This window comes from Mycolicibacterium neoaurum ATCC 25795 (assembly GCF_000691525.1).
GTDB classification, from domain to species: Bacteria; Actinomycetota; Actinomycetes; order Mycobacteriales; family Mycobacteriaceae; genus Mycobacterium; species Mycobacterium neoaurum.
This window is the reverse complement of sequence record NZ_JMDW01000008.1, coordinates 770,808-794,682: the sequence shown is the minus strand read 5'-3', so window position 1 is coordinate 794,682 and position 23,875 is coordinate 770,808. Positions and strand designations below refer to the sequence as shown.

At 67.2% G+C, this 23,875-nt stretch carries 29 protein-coding genes and 1 pseudogene; 15 read left to right on the top strand and 15 right to left on the bottom strand.

Annotation, left to right across the window (positions count from 1 at the left end; all coding sequences use genetic code 11):
• Positions 1-37: 37 nt before the first annotated feature.
• The 3 genes from IC40_RS0111240 to casI form a co-directional block, all read right to left on the bottom strand.
• Positions 38-1,201, bottom strand: a complete 1,164-nt coding sequence (locus IC40_RS0111240) for a glycosyltransferase (protein ID WP_042509996.1) — start codon at positions 1,199-1,201, stop codon at positions 38-40.
• 277 nt (positions 1,202-1,478) lie between these two features.
• Entirely contained in the window at positions 1,479-2,621 is a 1,143-nt protein-coding gene (locus IC40_RS0111235) for a 3-ketosteroid-9-alpha-monooxygenase, oxygenase component (protein ID WP_030134806.1), read from the bottom strand.
• Positions 2,622-2,675: 54 nt separating this feature from the next.
• Positions 2,676-4,319 carry a steroid-22-oyl-CoA synthetase gene (gene casI, locus IC40_RS0111230; RefSeq protein ID WP_036469848.1) on the bottom strand — a complete coding sequence of 548 codons (1,644 nt, stop codon included), beginning with the start codon at positions 4,317-4,319 and terminating at the stop codon, positions 2,676-2,678.
• A 128-nt stretch (positions 4,320-4,447) separates the two neighbouring features.
• Between casI and IC40_RS0111225 the strand changes: the two genes are divergently transcribed.
• The 11 genes from IC40_RS0111225 (at position 4,448) to IC40_RS0111175 (ending at position 14,225) form a co-directional block, all read left to right on the top strand.
• A complete protein-coding gene (locus IC40_RS0111225; RefSeq protein WP_030134804.1) occupies positions 4,448-6,076 on the top strand; it encodes an acyl-CoA carboxylase subunit beta in 1,629 nt (542 codons plus the stop codon).
• A gap of 46 nt (positions 6,077-6,122) precedes the next feature.
• On the top strand, positions 6,123-6,404 hold the full coding sequence (locus tag IC40_RS0111220) for an acyl-CoA carboxylase epsilon subunit (protein ID WP_019514751.1): 282 nt from the start codon (positions 6,123-6,125) through the stop codon (positions 6,402-6,404).
• Positions 6,401-7,051, top strand: coding sequence for a Maf family protein (locus IC40_RS0111215; RefSeq protein ID WP_030134803.1), 651 nt, complete (start codon positions 6,401-6,403; stop codon positions 7,049-7,051). The genes IC40_RS0111220 and IC40_RS0111215 overlap by 4 nt, the downstream gene beginning before the upstream one ends.
• A 76-nt stretch (positions 7,052-7,127) precedes the next feature.
• Positions 7,128-7,379, top strand: a complete 252-nt coding sequence (locus IC40_RS0111210) for a hypothetical protein (protein WP_030134802.1) — start codon at positions 7,128-7,130, stop codon at positions 7,377-7,379.
• 54 nt (positions 7,380-7,433) lie between these two features.
• Positions 7,434-7,979: a cysteine hydrolase family protein gene (locus IC40_RS0111205; protein ID WP_030134801.1), complete on the top strand. Its 546-nt coding sequence runs from the start codon at positions 7,434-7,436 to the stop codon at positions 7,977-7,979.
• A gap of 52 nt (positions 7,980-8,031) precedes the next feature.
• A complete protein-coding gene (locus IC40_RS0111200; RefSeq protein WP_030134800.1) occupies positions 8,032-8,928 on the top strand; it encodes a sulfurtransferase in 897 nt (298 codons plus the stop codon).
• Complete coding sequence (locus IC40_RS0111195) at positions 8,925-9,338, top strand: SufE family protein (protein WP_036469711.1); 414 nt, start codon at positions 8,925-8,927, stop codon at positions 9,336-9,338. The genes IC40_RS0111200 and IC40_RS0111195 overlap by 4 nt, the downstream gene beginning before the upstream one ends.
• A 179-nt stretch (positions 9,339-9,517) precedes the next feature.
• Positions 9,518-10,951, top strand: coding sequence for a hypothetical protein (locus IC40_RS0111190; RefSeq protein WP_030134798.1), 1,434 nt, complete (start codon positions 9,518-9,520; stop codon positions 10,949-10,951).
• Positions 10,952-11,181: 230 nt separating this feature from the next.
• The gene (locus IC40_RS0111185; RefSeq protein ID WP_030134797.1) at positions 11,182-12,981 is read left to right on the top strand and encodes an acetyl/propionyl/methylcrotonyl-CoA carboxylase subunit alpha; all 1,800 of its coding nucleotides are present in this window, start codon (positions 11,182-11,184) and stop codon (positions 12,979-12,981) included.
• A gap of 85 nt (positions 12,982-13,066) precedes the next feature.
• The gene (locus IC40_RS0111180; protein WP_030134796.1) at positions 13,067-13,399 is read left to right on the top strand and encodes a hypothetical protein; all 333 of its coding nucleotides are present in this window, start codon (positions 13,067-13,069) and stop codon (positions 13,397-13,399) included.
• Between the two features lie 100 nt (positions 13,400-13,499).
• Entirely contained in the window at positions 13,500-14,225 is a 726-nt protein-coding gene (locus IC40_RS0111175) for an SDR family oxidoreductase (protein ID WP_030134795.1), read from the top strand.
• Here the strand turns inward: IC40_RS0111175 and IC40_RS0111170 are convergent.
• Positions 14,210-14,770 (bottom strand): nucleotidyltransferase family protein, encoded by a 561-nt coding sequence (locus IC40_RS0111170; RefSeq protein ID WP_030134794.1) that lies wholly within the window; start codon positions 14,768-14,770, stop codon positions 14,210-14,212. The two genes, IC40_RS0111175 and IC40_RS0111170, sit on opposite strands and share 16 nt — an antisense overlap.
• Positions 14,771-14,894: 124 nt before the next feature.
• On the opposite strand from IC40_RS0111170, the gene IC40_RS0111165 reads away from it, so the two are divergent.
• Positions 14,895-15,326 (top strand): STAS domain-containing protein, encoded by a 432-nt coding sequence (locus tag IC40_RS0111165; protein ID WP_051644312.1) that lies wholly within the window; start codon positions 14,895-14,897, stop codon positions 15,324-15,326.
• Here the strand turns inward: IC40_RS0111165 and IC40_RS0111160 are convergent.
• Complete coding sequence (locus tag IC40_RS0111160; protein ID WP_030134792.1) at positions 15,294-16,046, bottom strand: RNA polymerase sigma factor SigF; 753 nt, start codon at positions 16,044-16,046, stop codon at positions 15,294-15,296. The genes IC40_RS0111165 and IC40_RS0111160 overlap by 33 nt on opposite strands.
• Positions 16,043-16,501 (bottom strand): ATP-binding protein, encoded by a 459-nt coding sequence (locus tag IC40_RS0111155; RefSeq protein WP_396867981.1) that lies wholly within the window; start codon positions 16,499-16,501, stop codon positions 16,043-16,045. Before IC40_RS0111155 ends, IC40_RS0111160 begins: the two co-directional genes overlap by 4 nt.
• Before the next feature lie 212 nt (positions 16,502-16,713).
• Here IC40_RS0111155 and IC40_RS0111150 point away from each other — a divergent pair, with 212 nt between their 5' ends.
• Both IC40_RS0111150 and IC40_RS0111145 read left to right on the top strand, forming a co-directional pair.
• Positions 16,714-16,914, top strand: a complete 201-nt coding sequence (locus IC40_RS0111150; protein WP_030134790.1) for an Rv3202a family protein — start codon at positions 16,714-16,716, stop codon at positions 16,912-16,914.
• A gap of 63 nt (positions 16,915-16,977) precedes the next feature.
• Positions 16,978-17,976 carry a DoxX family protein gene (locus IC40_RS0111145; RefSeq protein WP_030134789.1) on the top strand — a complete coding sequence of 333 codons (999 nt, stop codon included), beginning with the start codon at positions 16,978-16,980 and terminating at the stop codon, positions 17,974-17,976.
• 80 nt (positions 17,977-18,056) lie between these two features.
• On the opposite strand, the gene IC40_RS0111140 is transcribed toward IC40_RS0111145, so the two are convergent.
• The 8 genes and pseudogenes from IC40_RS0111140 to IC40_RS0111105 all read right to left on the bottom strand — a co-directional run bounded on the left by IC40_RS0111140 (position 18,057) and on the right by IC40_RS0111105 (position 21,844).
• Entirely contained in the window at positions 18,057-19,043 is a 987-nt protein-coding gene (locus tag IC40_RS0111140) for an LLM class F420-dependent oxidoreductase (RefSeq protein WP_030134788.1), read from the bottom strand.
• Positions 19,044-19,089: 46 nt separating this feature from the next.
• Entirely contained in the window at positions 19,090-19,593 is a 504-nt protein-coding gene (locus IC40_RS0111135; RefSeq protein WP_030134787.1) for a DUF6328 family protein, read from the bottom strand.
• 30 nt (positions 19,594-19,623) lie between these two features.
• The gene (locus IC40_RS28020) at positions 19,624-19,779 is read right to left on the bottom strand and encodes a DUF6131 family protein (RefSeq protein ID WP_019514767.1); all 156 of its coding nucleotides are present in this window, start codon (positions 19,777-19,779) and stop codon (positions 19,624-19,626) included.
• Positions 19,776-20,009, bottom strand: coding sequence for a hypothetical protein (locus IC40_RS0111125; RefSeq protein ID WP_030134786.1), 234 nt, complete (start codon positions 20,007-20,009; stop codon positions 19,776-19,778). The genes IC40_RS28020 and IC40_RS0111125 overlap by 4 nt, the downstream gene beginning before the upstream one ends.
• Positions 20,010-20,125: 116 nt before the next feature.
• Complete coding sequence (locus IC40_RS0111120; RefSeq protein ID WP_030134785.1) at positions 20,126-20,470, bottom strand: membrane protein; 345 nt, start codon at positions 20,468-20,470, stop codon at positions 20,126-20,128.
• A gap of 35 nt (positions 20,471-20,505) precedes the next feature.
• Positions 20,506-21,032, bottom strand: a pseudogene (locus IC40_RS26500) (ANTAR domain-containing protein); the annotation flags it as partial.
• A gap of 66 nt (positions 21,033-21,098) precedes the next feature.
• Positions 21,099-21,416, bottom strand: coding sequence for an ArsR/SmtB family transcription factor (locus tag IC40_RS0111110; protein WP_030134784.1), 318 nt, complete (start codon positions 21,414-21,416; stop codon positions 21,099-21,101).
• Positions 21,413-21,844 (bottom strand): SRPBCC domain-containing protein, encoded by a 432-nt coding sequence (locus IC40_RS0111105; RefSeq protein WP_030134783.1) that lies wholly within the window; start codon positions 21,842-21,844, stop codon positions 21,413-21,415. The genes IC40_RS0111110 and IC40_RS0111105 overlap by 4 nt, the downstream gene beginning before the upstream one ends.
• A gap of 108 nt (positions 21,845-21,952) precedes the next feature.
• On the opposite strand from IC40_RS0111105, the gene IC40_RS0111100 reads away from it, so the two are divergent.
• The gene (locus IC40_RS0111100; RefSeq protein WP_042509967.1) at positions 21,953-22,489 is read left to right on the top strand and encodes a restriction endonuclease; all 537 of its coding nucleotides are present in this window, start codon (positions 21,953-21,955) and stop codon (positions 22,487-22,489) included.
• Here IC40_RS0111100 and lat read toward each other — a convergent pair whose 3' ends face one another.
• Positions 22,490-23,827 (bottom strand): L-lysine 6-transaminase, encoded by a 1,338-nt coding sequence (lat, locus tag IC40_RS0111095; protein WP_030134781.1) that lies wholly within the window; start codon positions 23,825-23,827, stop codon positions 22,490-22,492.
• Between the last annotated feature and the right edge of the window lie 48 nt (positions 23,828-23,875).

Here is a 23,875-nt window from a genome sequence, read left to right as displayed (position 1 = left end):
CGATTGCGCGTCCACCATAGCCATCAGGGCCGTGGTGTCACCTGGTTCGGGTCACGATCTCGTCGACGGCGGCGTACAGCGACTCCGCGTAGCGCGCCTCGGTGAAGCGCTCGGCGTGGGCCCGCAACCGGTCGGGGTCGAACTCACCGGCTTCGAAGCGGTCCAGCGCCTCGGCGATGGCGGCGGGCTCGGGCCGGTCGAAGAAGACCCCGGTGCTGCCTTCGACGACGGTGTCCAGGAATCCGCCCCACCGCAGCACCACACTGGGCTTGCCCGATACCGCGGCCTCGATGGGCGTCAGCCCGAAGTCCTCGTAGCTGGCCGCGATCAGTGCCCGGCAGGATTGATACAGCCAGGCCATCTGTCCGTCGGTCAGTGCCGAGAGGAGCGCGACGTTGGGCGTTTTGAGCCGTTCTAGCCGGGCCGCCTCCGGTCCGTGCCCGACGACGACGAGCCGGCGGTCGCTGTGGGCGAAGGCGCCGATGACGGCGTCGACGTTCTTGTAGGCCATCAGGCGAGAGACGCACAGATAGAAGGGCTCACCGCCATCGGTGAGCCAGTGCGCCACCTCGGGCACGGGTTCGGCAGGGGCATCCGGGCGCATGGAGATCGGCGACGGCAGCACACCGGCGTCGATACCGTAGGCGGTCTGGATCCGATCCTTGATGGCGGTCGAGACCGCCAGGTAACGGTCCACGGTGGTGGCGGCGCGCTGATCCCATGACCGCAGCGCCGGCGAGCCGACCTTCAACACGGCCCGCTTCAGTTTGTCGCCGTCGGGTTTGAGGTAGTGCTCCAGTGCGTAGAGCCAGTGCGCCGGCGTGTGGCAGTGCACCAGTTTGGCGCCGTTGGTACGAAACCCGTGCGCCCAGCCGCTGCTGCTGGTGACCACGACGTCGGCGTCGACGAACATCGCACTGGCCGCGAACGGCAGTACCGGCAGCGCGGCCCGGTGGTGCTTGCGGAACAGCGACATCCGGTTCAGCGGGGACACCCGCACATCGCGCTCGGCGAACTCGGGATAGGTGCCCGCCGGGTCGTAGAGCAGCGTGTAGATCGGTGCGTCGGGGAAGGCCTTGCTCATCGAGAGCACCACCTTCTCGGCGCCACCGCGCTGAGTGAGGTAGTCGTGCGCGATCGCCACCCGCGGGCCGTCGACACCGTCGAAACGCCGCGGGGCTCCGCTGCGGTCGTCAGACACGAACGAATCCTCCTGAATAGCCGGCACACCGACCGCGGCGGTGCATGTGAACGCCCCGAAATTTATCAAAAGCGTCAATTGCTGATGGGTCGCCCAGCGAACACCGCACCGCTTCGCCACGTGGCGCCGCCTGCAGGCTCAAACTCGTCAGCCCTTTCACTCGACGCCGGGGTGCCCCCGTGACGTTAGCCGACCCAGTTCACCACGCAGACCCGGCACCCGCCAGCCGACCCGATCGGGTCGGCAAAGACAGGGCCGTTGGCCGGTGCATGCCCCGTTACGCAGTCGAACCGCGACCGGCCTGCGCCAGCCCGGCCAGATTCTCGGCCACCTCCTCGGCCCAGATCCCATAGGCGTGGGTGGTGTCGATCTCCAGCTCGAACCGGTCGGTCATATCGGTGGTGACATCGGCGGAGTCGACGTAGAACTGCTCGTACCAGCGGCGGTGTTGATAGACCGCACCGTCCTCCTCGGTGAGCAGCGGGTTCTCGATCCTGGTCTTGTGCCGCCAGATCTCGACATCCTCCATGAACCCCTCGCCGAAGGACCGGCTCATCGCGCCGGCCAGCTTGGCGGCCTTGTCGGCGGACAGGCCGGGCATCTGTTGCACCGCCACACCCCACTGCAGGACGAACGAATCATGGGACACCGGGTAGTGGCAGTTGATCAGCGCCACCTCCACGGTGAATCCTGGCGCCAGGTCGTTGTGCAACCAGTTGATCATGTACGCAGGACCGAAGTAGGTGGCCTCCGATCGCAGATACGTTCCTTCCCAGATCTTTTCGGGGTCGGCGATGTAATCCGGTCGGGGTTTGGACTCCATGAACTGACTTGCGGTGTGCCCCTCGATGACGTTCTTGAAGTACGTCGGATAGGCGTGGTGGATGTAGAAGAAATGCGCCATGTCGACGTTGTTGTCCACGATTTCGCGACAGTGCGAACCCTCGATCACTACCGAGTTCCACTGCCACGGCGACCATTGCCCCTCGGGATAGCCCTCGATGGTCGGCGGCAGCAGCTCCGCGGGCGGCGTCGAGCCCTCGGGATCGTGCCAGATCAGCAGCTGCCCGTTGACCTCGCGGGTCTCCCAGGCGCGGGTGCGCGCCAGCCGCGGGGTCCGCTTGGCGTAGGGCACCAGCGCGCATCTACCGTCGGCACGCCAGCGCCAGTCGTGGAACGGACAGGCCAGCGTGTCGTCCTTGATCGAGCCGCGGGAGAGGTCACCGCCCATATGCCTGCAGTACGCGTCGAGCACGTGCAGGGCCCCGGCGGCATCAGCGAAGACCACCAGCTTGGAACCGAACGCCTCGATACCGTGCGGTCGCCCGTCGCGGAAGGTCTCGGCCAGCCCGAGGCAGTGCCAGCCACGGGCGAACCTCGTCATCGCGGCGCCGGCGTCGATCTCGCGGATATCGGTCATCAGATCTGCCTAGCACGTTCGCTTCCCGGCTGCGGCGAGATCGCCCGACACCGCTCAGGCGCGCGCCTGCCTGCCGTGGTCGCCGAACTCCGCATCCAGGGCATGTCTGCCCTCTGCGTCGAGCAGCTCGAACACCACCGGCCGGCGTCCCGACCATCGGTACACATCCTCGTCGGTACGCCAACACTGTTGCTGGAGCTCGTGTTTGACGATCTTGTTGGAACCGGTCATCGGTAGCCGGGCCGAGACCCGCAGCAGTCTCGGGACGGCCTTCGCCCCGAGATCGGGCTGGCCGCTCAGGTACTCGGCGAACGCCGCGGCGTCGAAATCCGCGGGCCGGGCCACCTCGACGGCGGCCATCACCTGATCGCCGGAGCGCGGGTCGGGCACCGCATAGGCCGCCGCAGCGATCACTGCGGGGTGGCGGCGCAGTACATGCTCGATGGTGAGGGCGGACAGATTCTCGCCGTCCACCCGGATCCAGTCCCCGCATCTGCCCGCGAAATAGATGAACCCGGCTTCGTCGAGGTAGCCGAGGTCCCCGGTCCAGTACCAGCCGTGTCGGATGCGTTCGGCATCGGCCGCGTCGTTCTTGTAGTAGCCCTCGAAGCTGCGGGTGCCGAACTTGTCGACGATCTCGCCGACCGCCTCGTCGGGGTTGCGTACGCGTCCGACGCCGTCGAGTAGCGCGGGCGCGCAGTCACGCAGCGTCACGGGGTCGACGATGGCCACGCCGTCGTGCGCGGGGCGGCCCAGTGCTCCCGCGGGAGCGTCTGGGGCGAGGACCACCGCCCCGCCACCCTCGCTGGAACCGTAACCCTCGTGGAGTTCGGCGCCGAACCGACGCCGGAACCGGACCTGATCGTCCGGGGAGGCCTCGGTGCCGAATCCACGCTCCAGTGGGTTGTCGGCATCATCGTCACGCTCGGGTGTGGCCATCAGATATCCCAGCGCCTTGCCGACATAGGTGAAGAAGGTGGCTCCGAAATAGCGCACGTCGGAAAGGAATCCGGACGCGGAGAACGACGGCGCCAGGCAGACCGTCGCCCCCACCGACAGCGCGGGCGCCCACAGCGCCATGATCGCGTTGCCGTGGAACAGCGGCATACTGCAGTACTCGACGTCCGTACGCCGGTGGCCGTACTTGTCGCGAGCGGCGTAGGCGATGCGGGCCAGCCGACCCTGCGTGCAGCGCACCGCCTTGGACGCACCGGTGGTCCCGGAGGTGAACAACAACAGCATCAGGGTGTCTGCGCCCACGGTGTCGGGACCGGTGGGCGCCGGGTCGCCCCGATGCGCATCGAGCATGGCGCGGTAGGACGCGTCGCCGACGACGAGTATCTGGTCCGCCGGCAGCTCCAGACCCAGCGCCGCCAGTCGGGTGGCGCCTTCGGAGTCGGTGATGATCAGCTGGCAGTCGGCGTGAGCGATCTCGGCCGCCATCTCGGCGTCCCCGCGGGTCGGGTTGATTCCCACCACGGTCATCCCGCCCAGCGCCGCGGCGCCCAACCAGAACACGAAGTCGGCGACATTGGGCAGCAGCACCCCGATATGCGGCGCCATGTCGGGCTTGTCGGCCAACAGCGCCCGACCCAGCCGGGCCCTGGCAACCGATTCGGCAACCACCTCGTCCCAGGTCCAGTCCTGTTCACGAGTGCGCAGGCCGGGGTGGGTATCGCCGCGGCGATCGAGCAGCATGGCGGCGATGCAGTCACGGTTCTGATCGGTCGTCGGCACCGGATCAGCTTCGCCGCCGGAGGAGACACGATGGCCTAACTGCGACCTCTCTTATGCAGTTCTTAGAAGTACAGCTAGCATCGCTACCCATGACGAGCACTATCGAGCCGGCGGCAGAGCACGTAATCGATATCCACACCACGGCCGGCAAGCTGGCCGACCTGCGCAAGCGCGCCGAAGAGGCGCTGCACCCGGTCGGTGAGGCCGCGGTCGAGAAGGTGCACGCCAAGGGCAAGCTGACCGCCCGCGAACGCATCTACGCACTGCTGGATGAGGATTCCTTCGTCGAACTCGATGCGCTGGCACGCCACCGCAGCACCAACTTCGGACTGGAGTCCAACCGCCCGCTCGGTGACGGTGTGGTGACCGGCTACGGCACCATCGACGGCCGCGAGGTCTGCATCTTCAGCCAGGACGCCACCGTCTTCGGCGGCAGCCTCGGTGAGGTCTACGGCGAGAAGATCGTCAAGGTCCAGGAACTGGCCATCAAGACCGGCCGCCCGCTGATCGGCATCAACGACGGCGCGGGCGCGCGCATCCAGGAGGGCGTGGTCTCCCTCGGCCTGTACAGCCGGATCTTCCACAACAACATCAAGGCCTCGGGCGTCATCCCGCAGATCTCGCTCATCATGGGCGCCGCGGCCGGCGGCCACGTGTACTCCCCCGCGCTGACCGACTTCGTCATCATGGTCGACCAGACCAGCCAGATGTTCATCACCGGTCCCGATGTCATCAAGACCGTCACCGGCGAGGACGTCACCATGGAGGAGCTGGGCGGCGCCCAGACCCACATGTCCAAGTCCGGCACCGTGCACTACGTGGCCTCCGGCGAACAGGACGCCCTGGACTATGTCCGTGACCTGCTGAGCTACCTGCCCGCCAACAACTACGCCGATCCGCCGCGCTACCCGGCGCCGCCGCACCCGGGCGCCATCGAGGACAACCTCACCGATGAGGACATCGAGCTCGACACCCTGATCCCCGACTCGCCGAACCAGCCCTACGACATGCACGAGGTCATCTCGCGCATCCTCGACGACGACGAGTTCCTGGAGATCCAGGCCGGTTACGCGCAGAACATCATCGTCGGTTACGGCCGGGTCGACGGGCGCACCGTCGGCATCGTGGCCAACCAGCCGACCCAGTTCGCCGGCTGCCTGGACATCAACGCCTCGGAGAAGGCCGCCCGGTTCATCCGGACCTGTGACTGCTTCAACATCCCGATCGTGCTGCTGGTCGACGTGCCGGGGTTCCTGCCGGGCACCGGCCAGGAGTACAACGGCATCATCCGCCGCGGCGCCAAGCTGCTGTACGCCTACGGCGAGGCGACCGTGCCCAAGATCACCGTGATCACCCGCAAGTCCTACGGCGGCGCGTACTGCGTGATGGGCTCCAAGGACATGGGCGCCGACGTGGTGGTGGCCTGGCCGACGGCCCAGATCGCCGTCATGGGCGCCTCCGGCGCGGTCGGCTTCGTCTACCGCCAGGAGCTGAAGAAGGCGGCCCAAGAGGGTGAGGATGTCGACGCCCTGCGCCTGGAGCTGCAGCAGTCCTATGAGGACACCCTGGTGAACCCGTACATCGCCGCCGAGCGCGGTTATGTCGACGCGGTCATCCCACCGTCGCACACCCGCGGTTACGTGGCCACCTCGCTGCGCCTGCTGGAGCGCAAGATCAGCCAGGTGCCGCCGAAGAAGCACGGCAACATCCCGCTGTAGAGTCTTCGGACCAACCCGCGACACGCCCTCTGCGAGAAGGACTTTCATGAGCCACGACGTCGATATCGTCGAAGTCAGCGATCCGCGCGATATGACCATCGACAACCCGGCGCCCCCGGTGCCGGAGTTCCGGGTGGTCAAGGGCGAGCCGTCCGACGAGGAGCTGGCGGCCCTGGTCGCGGTGCTGTCGGCGGCCGGCGGAACCGGTCCGGGTGAACCGGGCCCGCAGGAGCTCAATCTGTGGGGCCACCCGGTGGACAAGCTGCGGTACCAGAGCCACTCCTGGCAGCGGATCACGCTGTTGGAGCGGACCCACATGCGCAGGTGACGACGCGCCTGGTCCTGGGGTCGGCCTCCTCCGGCCGGCTCGCAGTGCTGCGGTCGGCCGGGGTCGACCCGCTGGTCGTGGTGTCCGATGTCGATGAGGACGCCATCATCGCGGCACTGTCCGATTCGGGCCCGCCTGAGGTGGTCGCCGCACTGGCCGCCGCCAAGGCCGAGCGTGTCGTCGAGCTGCTCGATCCCGCGATTGCCGCCGATTGTGTTGTGGTGGGCTGCGATTCGATGCTCGAGATCGACGGCGTGCTGACCGGTAAGCCGGGGACCGCGGCGGCCGCTCGACGGCAGTGGCAGGCATCAGCGGGCCGGACCGGTCTGTTGCACACCGGCCACACCGTGCTGCGGGTTGTCGCTGGTGCGGTGGCAGGCCGGGCAGAACGGACCGGGACCACCACACTGCATTTCGGCTCGCCCACCGATGCCGAGCTGCAGGCCTACCTGGACACCGGAGAACCGTTGTACGTCGCCGGCGCCTTCACCCTCGACGGGCTCGGCGGCTGGTTCGTCGACCGGATCGAGGGTGACCCGTCGAACGTGATCGGCATCAGCCTGCCGCTGTTGCGAAAACTGTTGGCCGGGCTCGGTATATCGGTGGCCGCGCTGTGGCGGGACAACGGATTCACCGGCCGAAGCTGACGTGGACGCCTGAACCCCCTCGGCCGCCGGCATATCTGGCATGCATGATCGGCGGCGGGCCGGGCATAGCCCTGTCATGACGATCACCCCCGATGACATCCGCCGACTGCTCGATTCCGCTGACGCCGAGGCCCTGCTGGTCCTCGTCGAAGGCCGCACCGCCGTGATCTCGCGCGCGGCGCTGGATTCCGACGAATTCAGCGGCGGGCTGACCTGCACGTCGCGCCCGCAGCTCGTGGAGACGCTTGGTTCGGCGGATCCCTCCGAGCATGAGCTCACCGAACAGGCCGCGGCACTGGACGCCGCCATCGCGAACCTGGGCGCTTAGCGCACAGCCGGAATCGCCTGTATTGGATCTCGCGGCCTCGGGTATCACCCCGCCATGCCTGACACCGCCGTCCTTGTCACGGACATGATGAACAACTATCGCCATCCCGATGCCGAGCCGCTGGCCGCCAGCGCCGCCCAGATCATCGAACCGTTGGGCGACCTCATCCACCGGGCCCGCGCCCGCGATGACGCCGCCGTCATCTACGTCAACGACAACTACGGGGACTTCACCGCGGTCTGGGACGATATCGTGCGCGACGCACGCGACGGCGCGCATCCCGAACTGGTCGAACCGATCCTGCCCACCAAGGACTGCCTGCGGCTGCACAAGGTTCGACACAGCGCCTTCTACGCCACGCCGCTGGATCACCTGCTGAACCGGCTTGGCGTGGACAAGGTGATCATCACCGGACAGGTCACCGAACAGTGCGTGCTCTACACCGCGCTGGACGCCTATGTACGGCACTACGACGTCATCGTGCCGCCCGATGCCGTGGCCCACATCGACCCCGCGCTGGCCGAAGCGGCATGCCAGATGATGCGCCGGAACATGCGTGCCGAGCTGGTCGCGGCGCAGGACTGTCTGCGCGACCGGTGATCGGTCACCCGAGCATGCGACCTCCGGGCATGACATGAGTAGGCTCTTTGGCGTGTCGCTGCCTGCCGATCCAGACCCTGCCCTCGCCGCCTACGCGCATCCCGAACGCCTGGTGACCGCGGATTGGTTGTCCGCCAACCTCGGCCGCCCCGGGCTGGCCATCGTCGAATCCGACGAGGATGTGCTGCTCTACGACACCGGCCACATCCCCGGCGCGGTGAAGATCGACTGGCACACCGATCTGAACGATCCGGCCGTGCGTGACTACATCGACGGCGCCCAGTTCGCCGAGCTGATGGACCGTAAGGGCATCTCGCGTGACGACACGGTGGTGATCTACGGCGACAAGAGCAACTGGTGGGCGGCCTACGCGTTGTGGGTGTTCACGCTGTTCGGCCACCCCGATGTCCGGTTGCTCGACGGTGGCCGCGATCTGTGGGTGAGCAACGGCCGCGACACCACCCTGGACGTGCCGAACAAGCCGAGTTCGGGTTATCCGGTGGTCGAGCGCGATGACAGCGCGATCCGCGCCTTCCGTGAGGATGTGCTCGCCGCGCTCGGCGAGCAGCCGCTGATCGACGTCCGCTCACCGCAGGAGTACACCGGTGAGCGCACCCACATGCCCGATTACCCGGAGGAGGGTGCGCTGCGCGGCGGACACATCCCGACCGCGGTGTCGATCCCGTGGGCCAAGGCCGCCGAGGACAGCGGCCGGTTCCGTAGCCGGGCCGAACTCGACGCGCTGTACGGCCACCTCACCGCCGACGACAAGACGATCGTGTACTGCCGCATCGGTGAGCGCTCCAGCCACACCTGGTTCGTGCTGACCCATCTGCTCGGCCTGCCGAACGTGCGCAACTACGACGGTTCGTGGACCGAATGGGGCAACGCGGTGCGGGTCCCGGTGGCCACCGGCCCCGAGCCCGGCGCGGCACCCGCAGCGCGATGACGATGCCCGCGGCGCTCGCCGAGGTCGTCGGCGAGTTCGGCGAGGTCACCGGGCAGGACAAGCTGCAGCTGCTGCTGGAGTTCGCTAATGAGCTTCCTGCGTTGCCCGGTCATCTGGAAGAAGCGGCCATGGAGCCGGTCCCCGAATGCCAGTCGCCGCTTTTCCTCGATGTCGACGCCACCGATCGCGAGCACGTCCGGCTGTACTTCAGCGCACCCGCCGAGGCCCCGACGACCCGCGGCTTCGCGTCGATCCTGGCCGCCGGGCTGGACGGGCAGTCCGCCGAGGACATCCTGGCCGTGCCCGACGACTTCTACTCCGCGCTGGGTCTGGCCGCGCTGATCAGTCCGCTGCGATTGCGCGGGATGTCGGCGATGCTGGCCCGGATCAAACGCCGCTTACGGGGCTAGCCCGAAGTTACTGGCGCGTTCGTCAATGACGGCGGCCACGGATTTTTTCTGGGATCCATGCCAGAATGGCACCTGCGGCCTGCAGCGAGCAGCTAGCAGCTCGAACACGCATCGATGCGTTTCACCACATATTTCAGCTCGGGGGGAGCAAACGAGAAAGAGGAAAGGGGCCCGGTTCGATGAATCGGCAGGCCAGGGACGTCATTCTTTACGAACTCAACGAGGTGCCGTGGGCTGTCGTCGACATCTACGTCAAGAATCGCCCCGATTCGCATCTGGCCGCGCTGCTCAAGGACGGGCAGTCGCTGACCACCATCCACGAGGATCGCGAGGAACTGCAGGGCCTGCAGCCGTGGCGCACCTGGCCGACACTGCACACCTCCAGCTACGAGCACAATTCGTTCGACCTCGGTCAGGACCCGTCGACGTTCAAGGGTGACCCGATCTGGAACGTGGCCGAACGCGCCGGCCTCTCGGTGGGCCTGTTCGGTCCGATGCAGAGCTGGCCCGCCCGCCCATTCGCGCACGGCGGCTTCTACGTACCGGACACCTTCGCCTCCGATGCCAAGACCTATCCCCCGGCGCTGGAACGTTTTCAGGCGTTCAACCTGGCGATGACCGGTGAGAACGGGTTCTCCCCCGATTCGGCACTGAGCCCGAAGGCGCTCGCCGGCACGGCGGTGGATCTGGTCCGGCTCGGATTGACCCCGCGATCGACCGCGACGTTGGCCACCCATCTGGTGAAGGAACGAATCGACCCGCGTTACAAGGCATTCCGTTCGGCGATGCAGGCTCCGCTGAGCTTCGACCTGTACTGGCGCCAGCATCGCAAGAACCGACCGCGCCTCTCGGTGTTCTTCACCAACCACGTCGCGGGCATGATGCACCGGTTCTGGGGTGACGGGATGCCCGGTTACACCGACAAGTACGAGTACGACGCCGACGAGGTGTACGGCAGCTTCATCGTCGCCGCGATGGACATCACCGATCGCCAGGTAGGCCGCATCCGCAAGTATCTGGCCAAAAACCCGCAGTCGATGCTGGTGATCTCGGCAAGCATGGGACAGGGACCGGTCGCGGTGCCCAAGCTCGACGGCGGACGCTTCGTCCTGGACGACCACGGCAAACTCATCGCCGCGCTGGGTCTCAAGCCCGCCGATGTCGCGCTGGCCATGTACCCGATGCTCTCGCTGGTCTTCGAGTCCGAGGCCGACGCCGCCGAAGCGGTGGCACCGTTGGAATCGGTCCTGGTCAACGGCACCGACCGGTTGTTCGCTCGGCTGCGCGTGGAGGGTAAGACGGTCACCTTCGGCATCGATTACACCGTGCCGGGCGAAGACACCACGAAGGTGACGATCCGGCCGTTCGGCGCCGCGGCCGACACCGATGTACCCGCCACCGATCTGGGCCTGAGCGTGCATTCTCGGATCGGTGGGGTCAACACCGGCTATCACATCCCCGAGGGCATCCTGCTTGCCGCGGGCGCGGGCATCTCCGCCGACCCCTCGCGCAAGGAGGTCGACATCCTCGATGTCGCCCCGTCACTGTTGGCCAACGCACTCGGAGTGGAGCCACCGCCGTCGATGAAGGGCATCCCGACGCTGTTCGGCTGAGACGTCTCGACAGCTGTCAACGACGGCGGCGCCCCCTTGTGGGACGCCGCCGTCCTGCATGTCGGGCGTTCGCCCAGCGCAGCGATACCGCACGTCAAACGTACTGACCGGTAACAAAGGGCCGCCGCAAAATTGGGGGTCCGACTCACCACCCCCGGGATTGGACACTTAAACTTCGCCCGATACATTCTTAAAGACGTTTCTTAGAGAAGATGCCACCAGGAGGCGCAGTGCCAAGTCACGCCAGCTCGAAGATCTCCAAGGTCCTCGTGGCCAACCGCGGTGAGATCGCCGTCCGTGTGATCCGAGCCGCCAAGGATGCCGGCCTCGCCAGCGTGGCCGTGTACGCCGAGCCGGATGCCGACGCACCCCACGTACGGCTGGCCGACGAGGCCTTCGCACTGGGCGGCCAGACCTCGGCGGAGTCCTACCTGGTTTTCGAGAAGTTGCTCGAAGCCGCCGAGAAGTCCGGCGCCAACGCCATCCACCCCGGCTACGGCTTCCTCTCGGAGAACGCCGATTTCGCCCAGGCCGTCCTGGACGCCGGGCTGATCTGGATCGGCCCGAGCCCGCAGTCCATCCGCGACCTCGGCGACAAGGTCACCGCGCGCCACATCGCCGCGCGCGCCAACGCTCCCCTGGTCCCCGGCACCCCCGACCCGGTCAAGGACGCCGACGAGATCCTGGCGTTCGCCAAGGAGCACGGTCTGCCCATCGCCATCAAGGCCGCCTTCGGTGGCGGTGGCCGCGGCATGAAGGTCGCCCGCACCCTCGAAGAGATCCCCGAGCTGTTCGACTCGGCCACCCGCGAGGCCGTGGCGGCCTTCGGTCGCGGCGAGTGCTTCGTGGAGCGCTACCTGGACAAGCCGCGCCACGTCGAGGCCCAGGTCATCGCCGACACCCACGGCAACGTCGTCGTCGCGGGCACCCGTGACTGCTCGCTGCAGCGCCGCTTCCAGAAGCTCGTCGAAGAGGCCCCGGCGCCGTTCCTGACCGAGGCGCAGCGCAAGGAGATCCACGAGTCCGCCAAGCGCATCTGTAAGGAAGCCGGTTACTACGGTGCGGGCACCGTGGAGTACCTGGTCGGCCAGGACGGCCTGATCTCCTTCCTCGAGGTCAACACCCGCCTGCAGGTGGAACACCCGGTCACCGAGGAGACCTCGGGCATCGACCTGGTCCTGCAGCAGTTCAAGATCGCCAACGGCGATGCCCTCGACATCACCGAGGACCCCACCCCGCGCGGTCACTCGTTCGAGTTCCGTATCAACGGTGAGGATGCCGGCCGCGGCTTCCTGCCCGCCCCCGGCCCGGTCACCAAGTTCGAACCGCCTACCGGCCCCGGTGTCCGCATGGACTCCGGCGTGGAGAGCGGATCGGTCATCGGCGGCCAGTTCGACTCGATGCTGGCCAAGCTGATCGTCACCGGCGCCACCCGCGAAGAGGCACTGGCACGGTCCCGCCGCGCGCTGTCCGAATTCAATGTCGAAGGCCTGGCGACGGTCATCCCGTTCCACCGCGCCGTCACCGCCGACCCCGCCTTCATCGGCGACGGCGAGAAGTTCGACGTGCACACCCGCTGGATCGAGACGGAGTGGGACAACACCGTCGAGCCGTTCACCGGTGGCGAGCCCATCGACGAGGACGACAGCCTGCCCCGGCAGACCGTCGTCGTCGAGGTGGGTGGCCGCCGCCTGGAGGTCTCGCTGCCCGGCGACCTGGCCCTCGGCGGCGGCGCTGGTGGAGGCGCCGGCGGTGCCGTCCGTAAGAAGCCCAAGCCCCGCAAGCGTGGCGGTGGCAGCGGTGCGGCGGCCTCCGGCGACTCGGTGACCGCACCCATGCAGGGCACCGTGGTCAAGGTGGCCGTCGAGGAGGGCCAGCAGGTCTCCGCCGGCGACCTGGTCGTGGTCCTGGAGGCGATGAAGATGGAGAACCCGGTGACCGCGCACAAGGACGGCACCATCACCGGCCTGTCGGTGGAGGCCGGCGCGGCCATCACGCAGGGCACCGTGATCGCCGAGATCAAGGACTAGACAACCCGCCCAGTGGCCACTTGTTGCACGGATTCTCACCGATCCTGTGCAGCAGGTGGCCATTCGGCTTTTCCGGGAGGCTGCAATGGAACCCGTCGAGATCAACAACGGCCAGTGGTACCTACGCGGACTGCGTTGTGACGACCGCGTCGACGATCGACCCGCTTTGACCGATATGGGCGAGGACGACCTCGACTACGTCCACGATGCGGCCGACGGCTGGGCCGACGACACCCGCTACACCTGGGCGGTATGTGAACCCACGACCGGGGAGATGCTTGCCGAGATCGCCCTGGATCCGGTCTCCGGCCACATGTCCAGCCGGGCCAGGCCGGGATTCGAGGATGTCGCGGCCATCTCCGAGGACACCGTGCGCCGCTACGCCTCGGCCGCGCTCGGTCTGGAAGTGCACACCTGACCTTCGGCGCAGGATGATTCGCCAGGAATTGCGCTGGCAGGCATTGCCCCGCATCCCGCGGCAGGCGAGTCGGGCCCGCACCGGGTCATACGGTCGAGGCATGTCGGACGCGGACTTCACCGACCGCACCATCGTCGTGGTCGGCGGCGGATCAGGTATCGGACTTGCCACCGCGCGGCGGGTCGTCACCGGTGGCGGCACGGTCGTCCTCGGCGGGCGCAGTATCGACAGGCTCACCGCGACGGCCGATGCGCTGGGCCCGGCGGCCCGGTGGCACCGGGTCGACACCGCCGACCAACGCTCGGTCGAGGAGTTCTTCGACCACGTCGACCTGGCACACGGTCTGCTCACCACGGCCGCCGACTACGTCACCGGACCGATGCGCACCCTGACCGTCGCACAGGCGGGAACGGCGTTCGAATCCAAGTTCTGGGGTCAGTACCGCGTCGTCAAGGCGGCGCTGCCCATCCTGGCACCGGACGCCGCGATCGTGCTGATGTCCGGGGCCGCCGGTGCCCGGCCCGCCGCCGTCGCACCCGCCTACTCCGCGGTCAACGCGGCCATCGAGGGTCTGGCCCGCGGCCTGGCCGTCGAACTCGCCCCGATCACGGTCAACGCCATCGCACCCGGCACCGTCGACGGACACCTCTGGCGCACCCGGTCGGCCGCCGACCGCGACGCCGCCTTCGACAGCTATCGCGCCGCCTCGACGATCGGGCGGCTGGCCACCGAGGACGAGATCGCCCACACCATCGTCTATCTGCTGAGCAGTCGGGTCACGACCGGTTCGACGCTATACCCCGACGGTGGCTACACCTTCCGCTGAACGACGTCGATATCGGTGCCGGTGGCCAGGTCACCACATTCGACCTCGACGACATCGTCGCGGGACCGCAGGAAGGGCCCGGCGCCGACGTCCCCGTCGAGTTGTTCGATCAGCGCCGGCCAGTGCCTCTCGGCGATGACGACGGGGTGCCCCGGCCGACCGCCGAAGACCGCCCTGGCCAATCCCGATGTCGAGCCGGCGGCGGCATCCAGAACCCGACGCACCACATCGGCGCCGACGTCCGGGGTGTCGACCAGCGTGATGACAACGTGATCGACGTCGTAGCGCGATGCCGCCGCCAGCCCGGCGCGCAGCGATGCCGAAAGCCCCTGCGCCCAGTCCGGTGCGAGAACCGGGTGTGCCGGTGCCGGCACACTCGCGCGGGCGGCTCCGAGCACCACGAGCACCTCATCGCACCCACCGTCGAGCAACGCGGTGACCGCGGCGGCCAACCACGCCCCTTCGGCGGCAAGCACTTTCGGCATCCCGAAACGTGCGCCGGCACCGGCGGCAAGCACCACTCCGGCTGCGCATTGCAAGGCCATCCGTCCAGTCTGCCGGTACCGGCTACCACCGGATTCGGCGGGGAAGTGTCCGACCAGCCAAATCAGGCGTAGTGTCAGGTCAGGTTGAGCCCGCAGCCTACCGATTCCGACTGTCGGAGCCGCCATGACCACGCCAGACAACATCGCCATTGCGATGTCCGCGCCGCGCGCGGCGCGTGGCACAGCCGTCTACACCGTTCGCCATATGCCGCCGTCCATGACCGTCGTCGAGGTTTTCGGGCAACTCGACGCCGCCAACGCACGACAGTTCAGCGGGTATGCCCTCACCCACCTGGCGCACACCGACCAGCTGATCGTCGACCTCTCCGGTATCGACTTCTTTGGCACCGAGGCGTTCTCGATGCTGCACACCATCAGCGTGACGGCCGCGGGCAAGGATGCCCGCTGGGTGCTGGTTCCCAGCGCCGCGGTGCGGCGTCTGCTACGGATCTGCGATCCCGACGGTGTTCTGCCCACCGCCGACACCACCACCGAGGCCGCCGGCCGCCTCCAGGGACAGCCGCTACTGCAGCTCGTCCCGCAGTTTGGCCAGTGAGCGAGCCAGCAGCCGAGACACATGCATCTGCGAGATGCCGACCCGCTCGGCGATCTGGGACTGCGTCATGGATTCGAAGAATCGCAGCACCAGAACCGTACGCTCGCGTTCGGGCAGCTTCGACAGCAGCGGACGCAGCGCCTCGCGGTTCTCGATCTGATCCAGCGCATCGTCCTGTGAGCCGAGGGTATCGGCGATAGCCGGCGCCTCGTCATCGCCGGAACCACCACTGTCGATCGACAGCGTGTTGTACGAGCTGCCCGCGATCAGGCCCTCGACCACCTCTTGGCGGTCCATGTCCAGTTCGGCGGCTAGCTCCGAGGGGGTGGGCGCCCGGCCCAGCCGCTGCGACATCTCCGCCGTCGCGGCGCCGAGGCGCAGGTGCAGTTCCTTGAGCCGGCGCGGCACCTTGACCGACCAACCGTTGTCCCGGAAGTGCCTGCGCACCTCGCCCATGATCGTGGGCACCGCATAGGACGCGAAGTCAGAACCCGCTTCGACGTCGAAGCGGTTCACGGCATTGACCAGACCGACCCTGGCGACCTGGACGAGATCGTCGCGCGCCTCGCCACGGCCTTCGAAGCGCCGGGCGATGTGATCGGCCAGTGGCAGGCAGCGGGTGACGATGCGTTCGCGCTGCCGCTCGTACTCTGCCGACCCATCGCGCAGTTCGCCGAGTACGCGAAACATCTCGATGACGTCGGCGTATTCCGAGTTCACTGCAACAGACTCGCTCGCCGTGCAGTGAGCGAGATCCCGAATATCTGGCCGCCGTCGGCGTGCTGGCCATCAGAGAACGTGCTGACCTCGTCGGTCAGTGAGCTGAGCACATGCCAGCTGAAGCTGCCCGGCGCGACGATGGCGTCCTCGTCGCTGCCGCAGGTCGCCGACGCGGTGATGACGACGGCATCATCGCGCGGCTGGACGGACACCACGAGCGGCGAGTGCGGTATCGCGGCTTTCACCAGCCGGGTGCAGGCCTCATCGACCGCCAGTCGGAGGTCAGACACGGCATCGAAGTCGAGATCCTCGAAGGTGGCCGCCGCGGCGATCAGCACGCGCAGCACCGCGAGGTTTTCCAGGGTTGCGGCAACCCGGAGCTCCACCGACCGATCACCATCTGTCGCGGCTGCATCCGCGTCCGTACCCTGCTGCACCATCTGACCTCCCGGCATGTCCGCTGGGAGGTTACCCCACGCGGGACGGTGGCTAACCAACGGAACCACCTCCCACCAGGGCGCCGTGGGAGCGGTCATGCTGACCCGCGGTGAGCTCGGCTCCTCGTTCACGTGAGTAACGCATGCGGTGGGCAGTACCCGGCGGGCACTCGTCGCCAAACCAGGGCCGCACCCGGTTTCCCGTTGCGCACCATGGGTAATCGGCACGCATGAGTACTCCTCATGTGCCCGATGACGTACCCGTTGCCGATGCTGTCGAGCAATCCCGCGACATCGTGGACGCCGATCCGGATACCGACGTCGACACCGCAGGATCGATCGCCGCGCCAGCGCTGGAGACCCCCGACGCGGACTGGCAGGAGCAGTCGATGGATGTCGACCTCGACGACGAAGAGCGGGATGGCCACTGAGCAGGTGACGTCACCGAGCTCGTGGTGGTTTGCCACCCAGGTGTGGTGGGAACATTGACCGGCATGTTGGTACGCAGAATTGCCCGCCCGTTGTTGTCCGCCGCGTTCATCGGTCAGGGAATCGAGGCCCTCCGGGACGTCAAACCCGCGGCCGAGGTCGTCCAGCCCACATTGGACGGTCTGCAGTCGCTGCCCGAGTCGGTGTCCCAGAAGGTGCCCGACGACCCGATGACGGTGGCCCGGATCACCGCGGCCGCCCAGATCGGTGGCGGTCTGTTGCTCGCGACCGGCAAGGTGCCGCGCGTCGCCGCCGCGGTGCTGGCGGCCACGGTGATCCCGGCCAATCTGGGCCGGCACATGTTCTGGGAGGAAACCGACCCCGCCCTCAAGGCCGAGAAGCGGCGGGCATTCCTGACCGATGTCAGCCTGATCGGCGGGCTGGTGCTTGCCTCGGCCGACACCGCAGGCAAGCCGTCCCTTGGCTGGCGCGGGCGTCGCGCCGGGCGCAAGGTCGTCCAGGCGGTCTCCGAACGGCTGCCCGGATCCGATGACTCGATCCTGGATTCCGAACTCGCCGACCGGCTCGGGCACGGTCTCCACATCGGTGTCGAGCGGGGCCGCGAGCTCGCCGACACCGCATTGGAGCGCGGCGTGCCGCTGGCGGCGTCGGCGTTCGAGACCGCGGCGGAGTCGCTGGGAACGGCCTACGATCGCGGAGCGGCGGCCCTCTACAAGGGTGCCGAGAAGAGCGCGCCGATCGCCAAGAAAGCCCGCAAGCGCGGCGCCGAACTGGCCGAGACCGCCCTGGACCGCGGCGCCGCGGCCCTGGAGCGCGGTGCCGAGAAGAGCGCGCCGGTGGCCAAGAAGGCCAGGGAACGTAGCGCCGAACTGGCCGAGACCGCCCTGGACCGCAGCACCGCGGCACTCGAGCGGGCCGCCGAGCGCGGTGCACCGCTGGCCGCCGAGGCCCGCCGGCGCAGCGCGGAGTTGGCCGAGACGGCACTGGACCGCGGCGGCGACGAGGTCAAGTCGCGGTGGCGGTGGGCGCGCAGCAAGGTGTGATGCACGAGAGCACAACGAAATCCGGCCGGATGCGCTGAACGCGCATCCGGCCGGATCTGTCTTGTGGGCCTTCTGGTGGGTCAGTCGCCCCATTGGGATCGCAATGCCGACAGCAGGGGTCCCGCGGCGTCGGCGAAGAAGGGGTCCTGGCTGTCCCCACCGATCTGGATGAGCGCCACATCGGTGAAGCCGGCCTTGGCATATTCGCCCACCGCTTCCACGATCGGATCGAGATCGGGTCCACACGGGATGGCCTCGGCGACATCCTGCGGCCGCACGAACTGGGTAGCCCCCGCGAATCCGGCCGGTGTCGGTAGATCGGCGTTGACCGACCAGCCGCCAGCGAACCACCGGAACTGATCGTGGGCGCGCGCTATCGCGGTATCGCGGTCGGGATCCCAACAGATCGGCAGCTGTCCGACCACCCTGCCCTCGGGAAGACCCATCGGCTGCCGGACCCGCTTCCAGCTCTCGACGACATCGCTGTCGGGGGCGGTGTTGATCAGATGATCGGCGAGCACCCCCAACACCTCGATCGTCCGGTCGCCGGTGATCGATACCCCGATCTCGACGGGGTCGTCAGGAAGATCCCAGATGCGCGCGGAGTCCACCGAGAAGTAGTCGCCGTGGAAGTCCACGAGCTCACCACCGAGCAGTTCGCGGATGATCTTGATGGCTTCGGCGAGCATGTCCAGGCGGCGCGGCGCTGCGGGCCACCCCGCGCCGACGACGTGCTCGTTGAGGTTCTCACCGCTGCCCAGGCCCAGGGTGAACCGGCCGTCGGCCAGGATCTGCACGGTCGCCGCCTGCTGGGCGACCACCGCCGGGTGATAGCGCATGGTCGGGCAGGTCACGAAGGAATAGAGACCCACCCGCTCGGTCATCGCCGCAACCGCCCCCAGGACTGCCCACGCATTCGGCGCGTGCCCTTGGCTGGTCAACCACGGGCTGAAATGGTCGCTGCAGACCTCGAAATCGAAACCTACTTGTTCGGCAGAAACTGCATACCTGACAAGCTCTTTCGGTCCGGCCTGCTCCGTCATCAAGGTGTATCCGAATCGCGTCATGCGCGTCGGCATACCCGAGCGTCCAGACCGACAAACTGCCGCGCACTCAGTGCGGTGGCCCGGCCCGCATCCGTAACCACAGCGGCAGGCCCAACCAGAAGATCGCGATGGCCAGCGCGGTGACCGATCCGGCCACGATACCGGCTCGCAGATCACCCACCGCTCCGAAGATCAGCACCATCACGCCGGCCAAAGTCAGTGCGAGGAAGAGGATTCCGGCGTAGGCCAGACGGTGCGCGGTGCTGACCACGATGTCGAGCCGATGTCTGCGGAACATCGCCCGGTGGATTCCGATGGGGGCGATCAACAGCACCGTGGCGACGATCGAGCACGACACCGTGGCCAGATAGACCATCCGCAGTTCGGCGCGCAGATTTTCGAATCCGTCATGGAACGGCAGCGTCAGCAGTAGGCCGGTGAGCAACTGGACACCGGTCTGCACCACCCGCAACTCCTGCAAAAGGCTGGACCAGTTACGGTCCAGCCTTTGCATGCTCGTCTCGTGCCGAGCCACCTCATTCCAGCGCCGGTCGCCCTCCAGGCTGTCCATCTCCGGCCACCGCAGTCAACCGCGCCGGCGTCAGTACCAGGCGCGCCGACCCGCCACCGGGCGACCGATGGAACCCAGCAGCCAGAACACCGCGCCGGCGACCAGCAGGACCACCCCGACGACCCACAGCAGGTAGACGTTGAGTACGAATCCCAGGATCAGCAGTATTGCTCCGAGAATTATCATGACACCCTCACTTCCATGGTTCCCATCGAACTCGGTTGCGGCAGCCGGCAATCCGTGACCTTCGGATTGACCCCGGCGTAGTTGAGCGGGCCCGCAACAACGGTCAGTGCGATGGAACCCGCAGTAGCGCAATTCGTTTCACCACCGGCGAAGTAATCGCGCTGCCAGGCGGCGAACACTCCGATCAACAACCAGACCAGCACCACCGTGCCGATGAGTCCACGCCCCATGGGATCCTCCGTCGCATATCGGTTGCAGGTTGATCGATCGCACCGGCGGAATACCCTGCTGACGACGGCGTCAAACGCCGATGCTCGGTCGTGTCCGAGGGCCGAGTGGGCGACGATCAGCTGCCGAATCCGCCGATTGCCGGAAGCCCCATCGTCAGAACGAGCAGCATCAACAGCATCAGGAACCACCCGGCCCCCTGCCACGCCCACCACGAGCCGTTGCTCTTCCATATCCGATAGGTACGCACGAATGCGCGGACACCCGCCGCGAACAGGATGACCGGCGCCCCGAGCGCCAGCGCCAGCCGTTGCGGACGTCCGCACGCGGCCGAATCGGTGACGAGACCGTCGCAACCGCGGGCAAGCACCGCGGCGATGATCAGGAACAGCACCCCCACGACCGCGGCGATGACGCCGAATCGGATCGCTGATCGGGTTTCCGGGGCATCGCGCATGGACATGCCGCCGGATTGCCCACCACCGCTTGCGGCAAACGTCAGGAATCGGCGCGCAGGTGTGCGGTCAGCAACAGCCGGTCATACACGCTGCGATGTGGCAGCTGTTCGTGGTAGTCGAGTTCGAGGAAATCCTTGACCAGCTGCTGCGCCAACGACTTGAGTCGGGTGTTGGTTTCCTGCGAGCGCCATCTCAACAGTTCGAAGGCGGCATCCTCACCTATCCGATAGATGAGCATCAGCATGCCCTTGGCCTGTTCTATACCGCTGCGCGCCTCGCTGATCTCGGCGACGGCCTCGCTCACCTTGTTCTGGTGTTCGCGCGAGCCGGTTGCCCGCGGCGGCGTCAGATCTATATAGACCCGTGGCTGCCGATGACGGTGCACCCCGATTCGTCGAACAGCCGGTCACCGACCACCACGACGTCATGGGTATCGCCGCGAGTGTCGACGATGCGGTGCCGGGTGCTGAAAGCCGTTGCGGTGCGGCGAACCTCGTCCAATGTCGCGGCGACCTGACCGCAGTCGTCGGGATGTTTGTGGGCGAGCACCAACTCGGTCGTCGGCGAGCACACGCTCGACCGCCGGTTGCCCGTCTGGCGCGTCATCGGTCATCTCACATCGGATTATGCCCGCTACGACAGCCCTTCGGCGATGCGCTTGATCGCCATCAGGCGACGATCCCATTGCTGACCGATTGCGGTCAGCTCCGCACCCAGCGCGCTCAATTTCGCCCCGAGGGCGCGATAGCGGATCTCCCGCCCGACCGGGACCGCCTCCACCAAGCCGGCCTCCGAGAGCACCGAAAGATGTCTGGCGATCGCCTGCCTGCTCACCGGCAACCTGGATGCCAGGGCGCTGGCGGACATGTCGGACGAGCCCAGTTCGGTCAGGATGCGCCAACGCGTTTCGTCGGCCAACACGGCGAGAATGACCGGAGGTGCACCCGTCACGCTGCGACTCCGAACATCCGGACGAGGTCGTCGAGTTCGGTCTGCCAGCCTCCGGTGTTGTCGGCATGCGCGGTCGCGGGGTCGTCGAGCTCGTCGAATCCGCTCTCCAACAGCGCCAGTCGCGTTCCGCCGGCGATCGGCGTGAGCTCGAAGCGCACTACGGTGGAATTTCCCGGCACCGGGTCCACGTCGGCCTCGCGGGCCCACCGATATACCAGCAGTCGCGGCGCCTCGATCTGCTCGACCACCACCCGGAAACGGCCGTGCGTCGACCAGCCGAAGTACCCGACGCCCCCGGGCGCCGGGTCGAATTCAGCGCTGTCGCCGAACCATTGGGCGATCAGGTCTTGTTCGGTGAGGGCGGCCCACACCGCGGCCGGAGTCGCGGCGATGTCTACGGTTCGGGTGATCTCCAGTGCGGTGGTCATCTGTGCTCCTCGATTCGCTCCAACTATGTGCAACTCAAGAGTTGCACATAGTTGCGTCAACCTGCAACCCCCAAGTTGCATGTCGGCACGTCCTCCTAGGATCCGGGCGTGCGACTGACGACCTTTCTCACCATCGGCATCCTCACCGGCGGGGCGGCGTTGCTCTGCGGCGCCGGTGCGATCACGGCGGTCAGTGCGGGGATGGCCGTTCCACTGCTGGCCGCTGCGGTGCCGCATTTCCTGACCGGCCTGCGCACACCCGCGGTCGGTGAGAATCCGATCGACACCATGTCCGGCGTGGAATTCGAGGACTATGTGGCCCGGGTCGCACGATCGTGCGGTGTATCGGTGATCATGACCTCGGCCACCGGGGACTGGGGTGTCGACCTGATCGTCGGCAGGCGCCCGGACCGCCTCGCCATCCAGTGCAAGCGGGTGGCGCGGCCGGTGGGCACCGGGGCGGTCCAGGAGGTGGTGGCCGGTGCCGCCATGCAGGATTGCACGCACACCATGGTCGTCACGAACAACGACTTCACCCCGGCGGCCCGCAAACTGGCCGAACGCCACGGCTGCACCCTGGTCGGCGGCGCCGATCTGCCGCGGTTGAAAACTCTGATCCGCCAACGTGCCGCGCCCATCCGCTGACTAGAGTCCCGACAACACCTCACGCACGGCCTCGACCGCGGCGTCGAGTTCGGATAGCGAGACCGTCAGGGCAGGCCGGAAGCGCACCGAATCCTGCCCGCTGGCGAGCATGATCACCCCCCGATCCCACAACCTGCGCACCAGTTCGTCGCGCAGGGCCGCCGTCGGCAGGCTGAATGCGCACATCAGTCCCCGACCGCGTGGATCGAGCACCATGTCGGGGAATTCGGTTGCCAGCCAGTGCAACCTGCCGAGCAGGTGCCTTCCGGCGTCGGCGGCATGCGCGATCAGATTCTCGGCCTCGATGACTTCGAGGATGCGCCGCGACCGCACCATATCGGTCAGGTTGCCGCCCCAGGTCGAGTTGATGCGGGAACTGACGGCGAATACGTTGTCGGCGATATCGTCGACACGGCGACCCGCCATCACCCCACACACCTGGGTCTTCTTGCCGAACGCGACCACATCCGGGGAAACCCCCAATTGCTGGTAAGCCCAGGCACTTCCGGTGATACCGCAGCCGGTCTGCACCTCGTCGAAGATCAGCAGTGCATCGAACTCGTCGCACAGCTCGCGCATGGCGGCGAAAAACTCCGGCCGCATGTGCCGGTCACCGCCCTCGCCCTGCACCGGTTCGGCGATGAAGCAGGCGATGTCATGGGGATGCGCGGTGAAGGCGGCCCGGGCCTGGCGTAGCGATTCGGCCTCCAGCTCCGCGATATCGGCACCTGGCCGGGCATAGGGGGCGTCGATGCGCGGCCAGTCGAACTTGGGGAATCGCGCCACCTTGTTCGGATCGGTATTGGTCAGCGAGAGGCTGTAGCCGCTGCGCCCGTGAAAGGCGCCGCGCAGGTGCAGCACCCGGGTGCCCAGCTCCGGATCGCGGCCGTTGGCCTCGTTGTGCCTACTCTTCCAATCGAATGCCACCTTGAGCGCGTTCTCCACCGCCAGCGCTCCCCCGTCGACGAAGAACAGATGCGGCAAGGCCGGATCGCCCAGTACCCGTGCGAAGGTCTGGACGAATCGCGCCATCGGAACGGTGTACACGTCCGAATTGCTCGGCTTGTTCACTGCCGCCCGGGCCAGCTCGGCGCAGAACGCCGGGTCATCGGCCAGGGCGGGATGATTCATCCCCAACGCCGAGGACGCGAAGAACGTGAACATGTCCAGGTATCGGTTGCCGTTTCTGGCATCGACGAGCACCGAGCCGCGCGAGGCTTCGAGGTCGAGCACCAGATCCATGCCGTCGGTGAGCACGCTGGCGCGCAGAACATCGTGCACCCGGTCGGGCGTGACGACCTGGTCGCCGGTGGCAGGTGAAGTCAGAACAGCGGTCATGCCGCAATCCTAACGCAATATTTACGGTATGAGCATCTCAGAACAGGA

Bases quoted from the DNA above. Each gene is read 5' to 3' on its own strand.
- IC40_RS0111235 (WP_030134806.1), bottom strand. From the start codon at position 2,621: ATGACCGATATCCGCGAGATCGACGCCGGCGCCGCGATGACGAGGTTC.
- IC40_RS0111135 (WP_030134787.1), bottom strand. From the start codon at position 19,593: ATGGACAGCCTGGAGGGCGACCGGCGCTGGAATGAGGTGGCTCGGCAC.
- IC40_RS0111125 (WP_030134786.1), bottom strand. From the start codon at position 20,009: ATGGGGCGTGGACTCATCGGCACGGTGGTGCTGGTCTGGTTGTTGATC.
- IC40_RS0111140 (WP_030134788.1), bottom strand. From the start codon at position 19,043: ATGACGCGATTCGGATACACCTTGATGACGGAGCAGGCCGGACCGAAA.
- IC40_RS0111175 (WP_030134795.1), top strand. From the start codon at position 13,500: ATGTCGGACGCGGACTTCACCGACCGCACCATCGTCGTGGTCGGCGGC.
- IC40_RS0111190 (WP_030134798.1), top strand. From the start codon at position 9,518: ATGAATCGGCAGGCCAGGGACGTCATTCTTTACGAACTCAACGAGGTG.
- lat (WP_030134781.1), bottom strand. From the start codon at position 23,827: ATGACCGCTGTTCTGACTTCACCTGCCACCGGCGACCAGGTCGTCACG.
- IC40_RS0111220 (WP_019514751.1), top strand. From the start codon at position 6,123: ATGAGCCACGACGTCGATATCGTCGAAGTCAGCGATCCGCGCGATATG.
- IC40_RS0111165 (WP_051644312.1), top strand. From the start codon at position 14,895: ATGACCACGCCAGACAACATCGCCATTGCGATGTCCGCGCCGCGCGCG.
- IC40_RS0111155 (WP_396867981.1), bottom strand. From the start codon at position 16,501: ATGCCGGGAGGTCAGATGGTGCAGCAGGGTACGGACGCGGATGCAGCC.
- IC40_RS0111170 (WP_030134794.1), bottom strand. From the start codon at position 14,770: ATGGCCTTGCAATGCGCAGCCGGAGTGGTGCTTGCCGCCGGTGCCGGC.
- IC40_RS0111225 (WP_030134804.1), top strand. From the start codon at position 4,448: ATGACGAGCACTATCGAGCCGGCGGCAGAGCACGTAATCGATATCCAC.
- IC40_RS0111105 (WP_030134783.1), bottom strand. From the start codon at position 21,844: ATGACCACCGCACTGGAGATCACCCGAACCGTAGACATCGCCGCGACT.
- IC40_RS0111120 (WP_030134785.1), bottom strand. From the start codon at position 20,470: ATGTCCATGCGCGATGCCCCGGAAACCCGATCAGCGATCCGATTCGGC.
- IC40_RS0111195 (WP_036469711.1), top strand. From the start codon at position 8,925: ATGACGATGCCCGCGGCGCTCGCCGAGGTCGTCGGCGAGTTCGGCGAG.
- casI (WP_036469848.1), bottom strand. From the start codon at position 4,319: ATGCTGCTCGATCGCCGCGGCGATACCCACCCCGGCCTGCGCACTCGT.
- IC40_RS28020 (WP_019514767.1), bottom strand. From the start codon at position 19,779: ATGATAATTCTCGGAGCAATACTGCTGATCCTGGGATTCGTACTCAAC.
- IC40_RS0111145 (WP_030134789.1), top strand. From the start codon at position 16,978: ATGTTGGTACGCAGAATTGCCCGCCCGTTGTTGTCCGCCGCGTTCATC.
- IC40_RS0111150 (WP_030134790.1), top strand. From the start codon at position 16,714: ATGAGTACTCCTCATGTGCCCGATGACGTACCCGTTGCCGATGCTGTC.
- IC40_RS0111205 (WP_030134801.1), top strand. From the start codon at position 7,434: ATGCCTGACACCGCCGTCCTTGTCACGGACATGATGAACAACTATCGC.
- IC40_RS0111210 (WP_030134802.1), top strand. From the start codon at position 7,128: ATGACGATCACCCCCGATGACATCCGCCGACTGCTCGATTCCGCTGAC.
- IC40_RS0111180 (WP_030134796.1), top strand. From the start codon at position 13,067: ATGGAACCCGTCGAGATCAACAACGGCCAGTGGTACCTACGCGGACTG.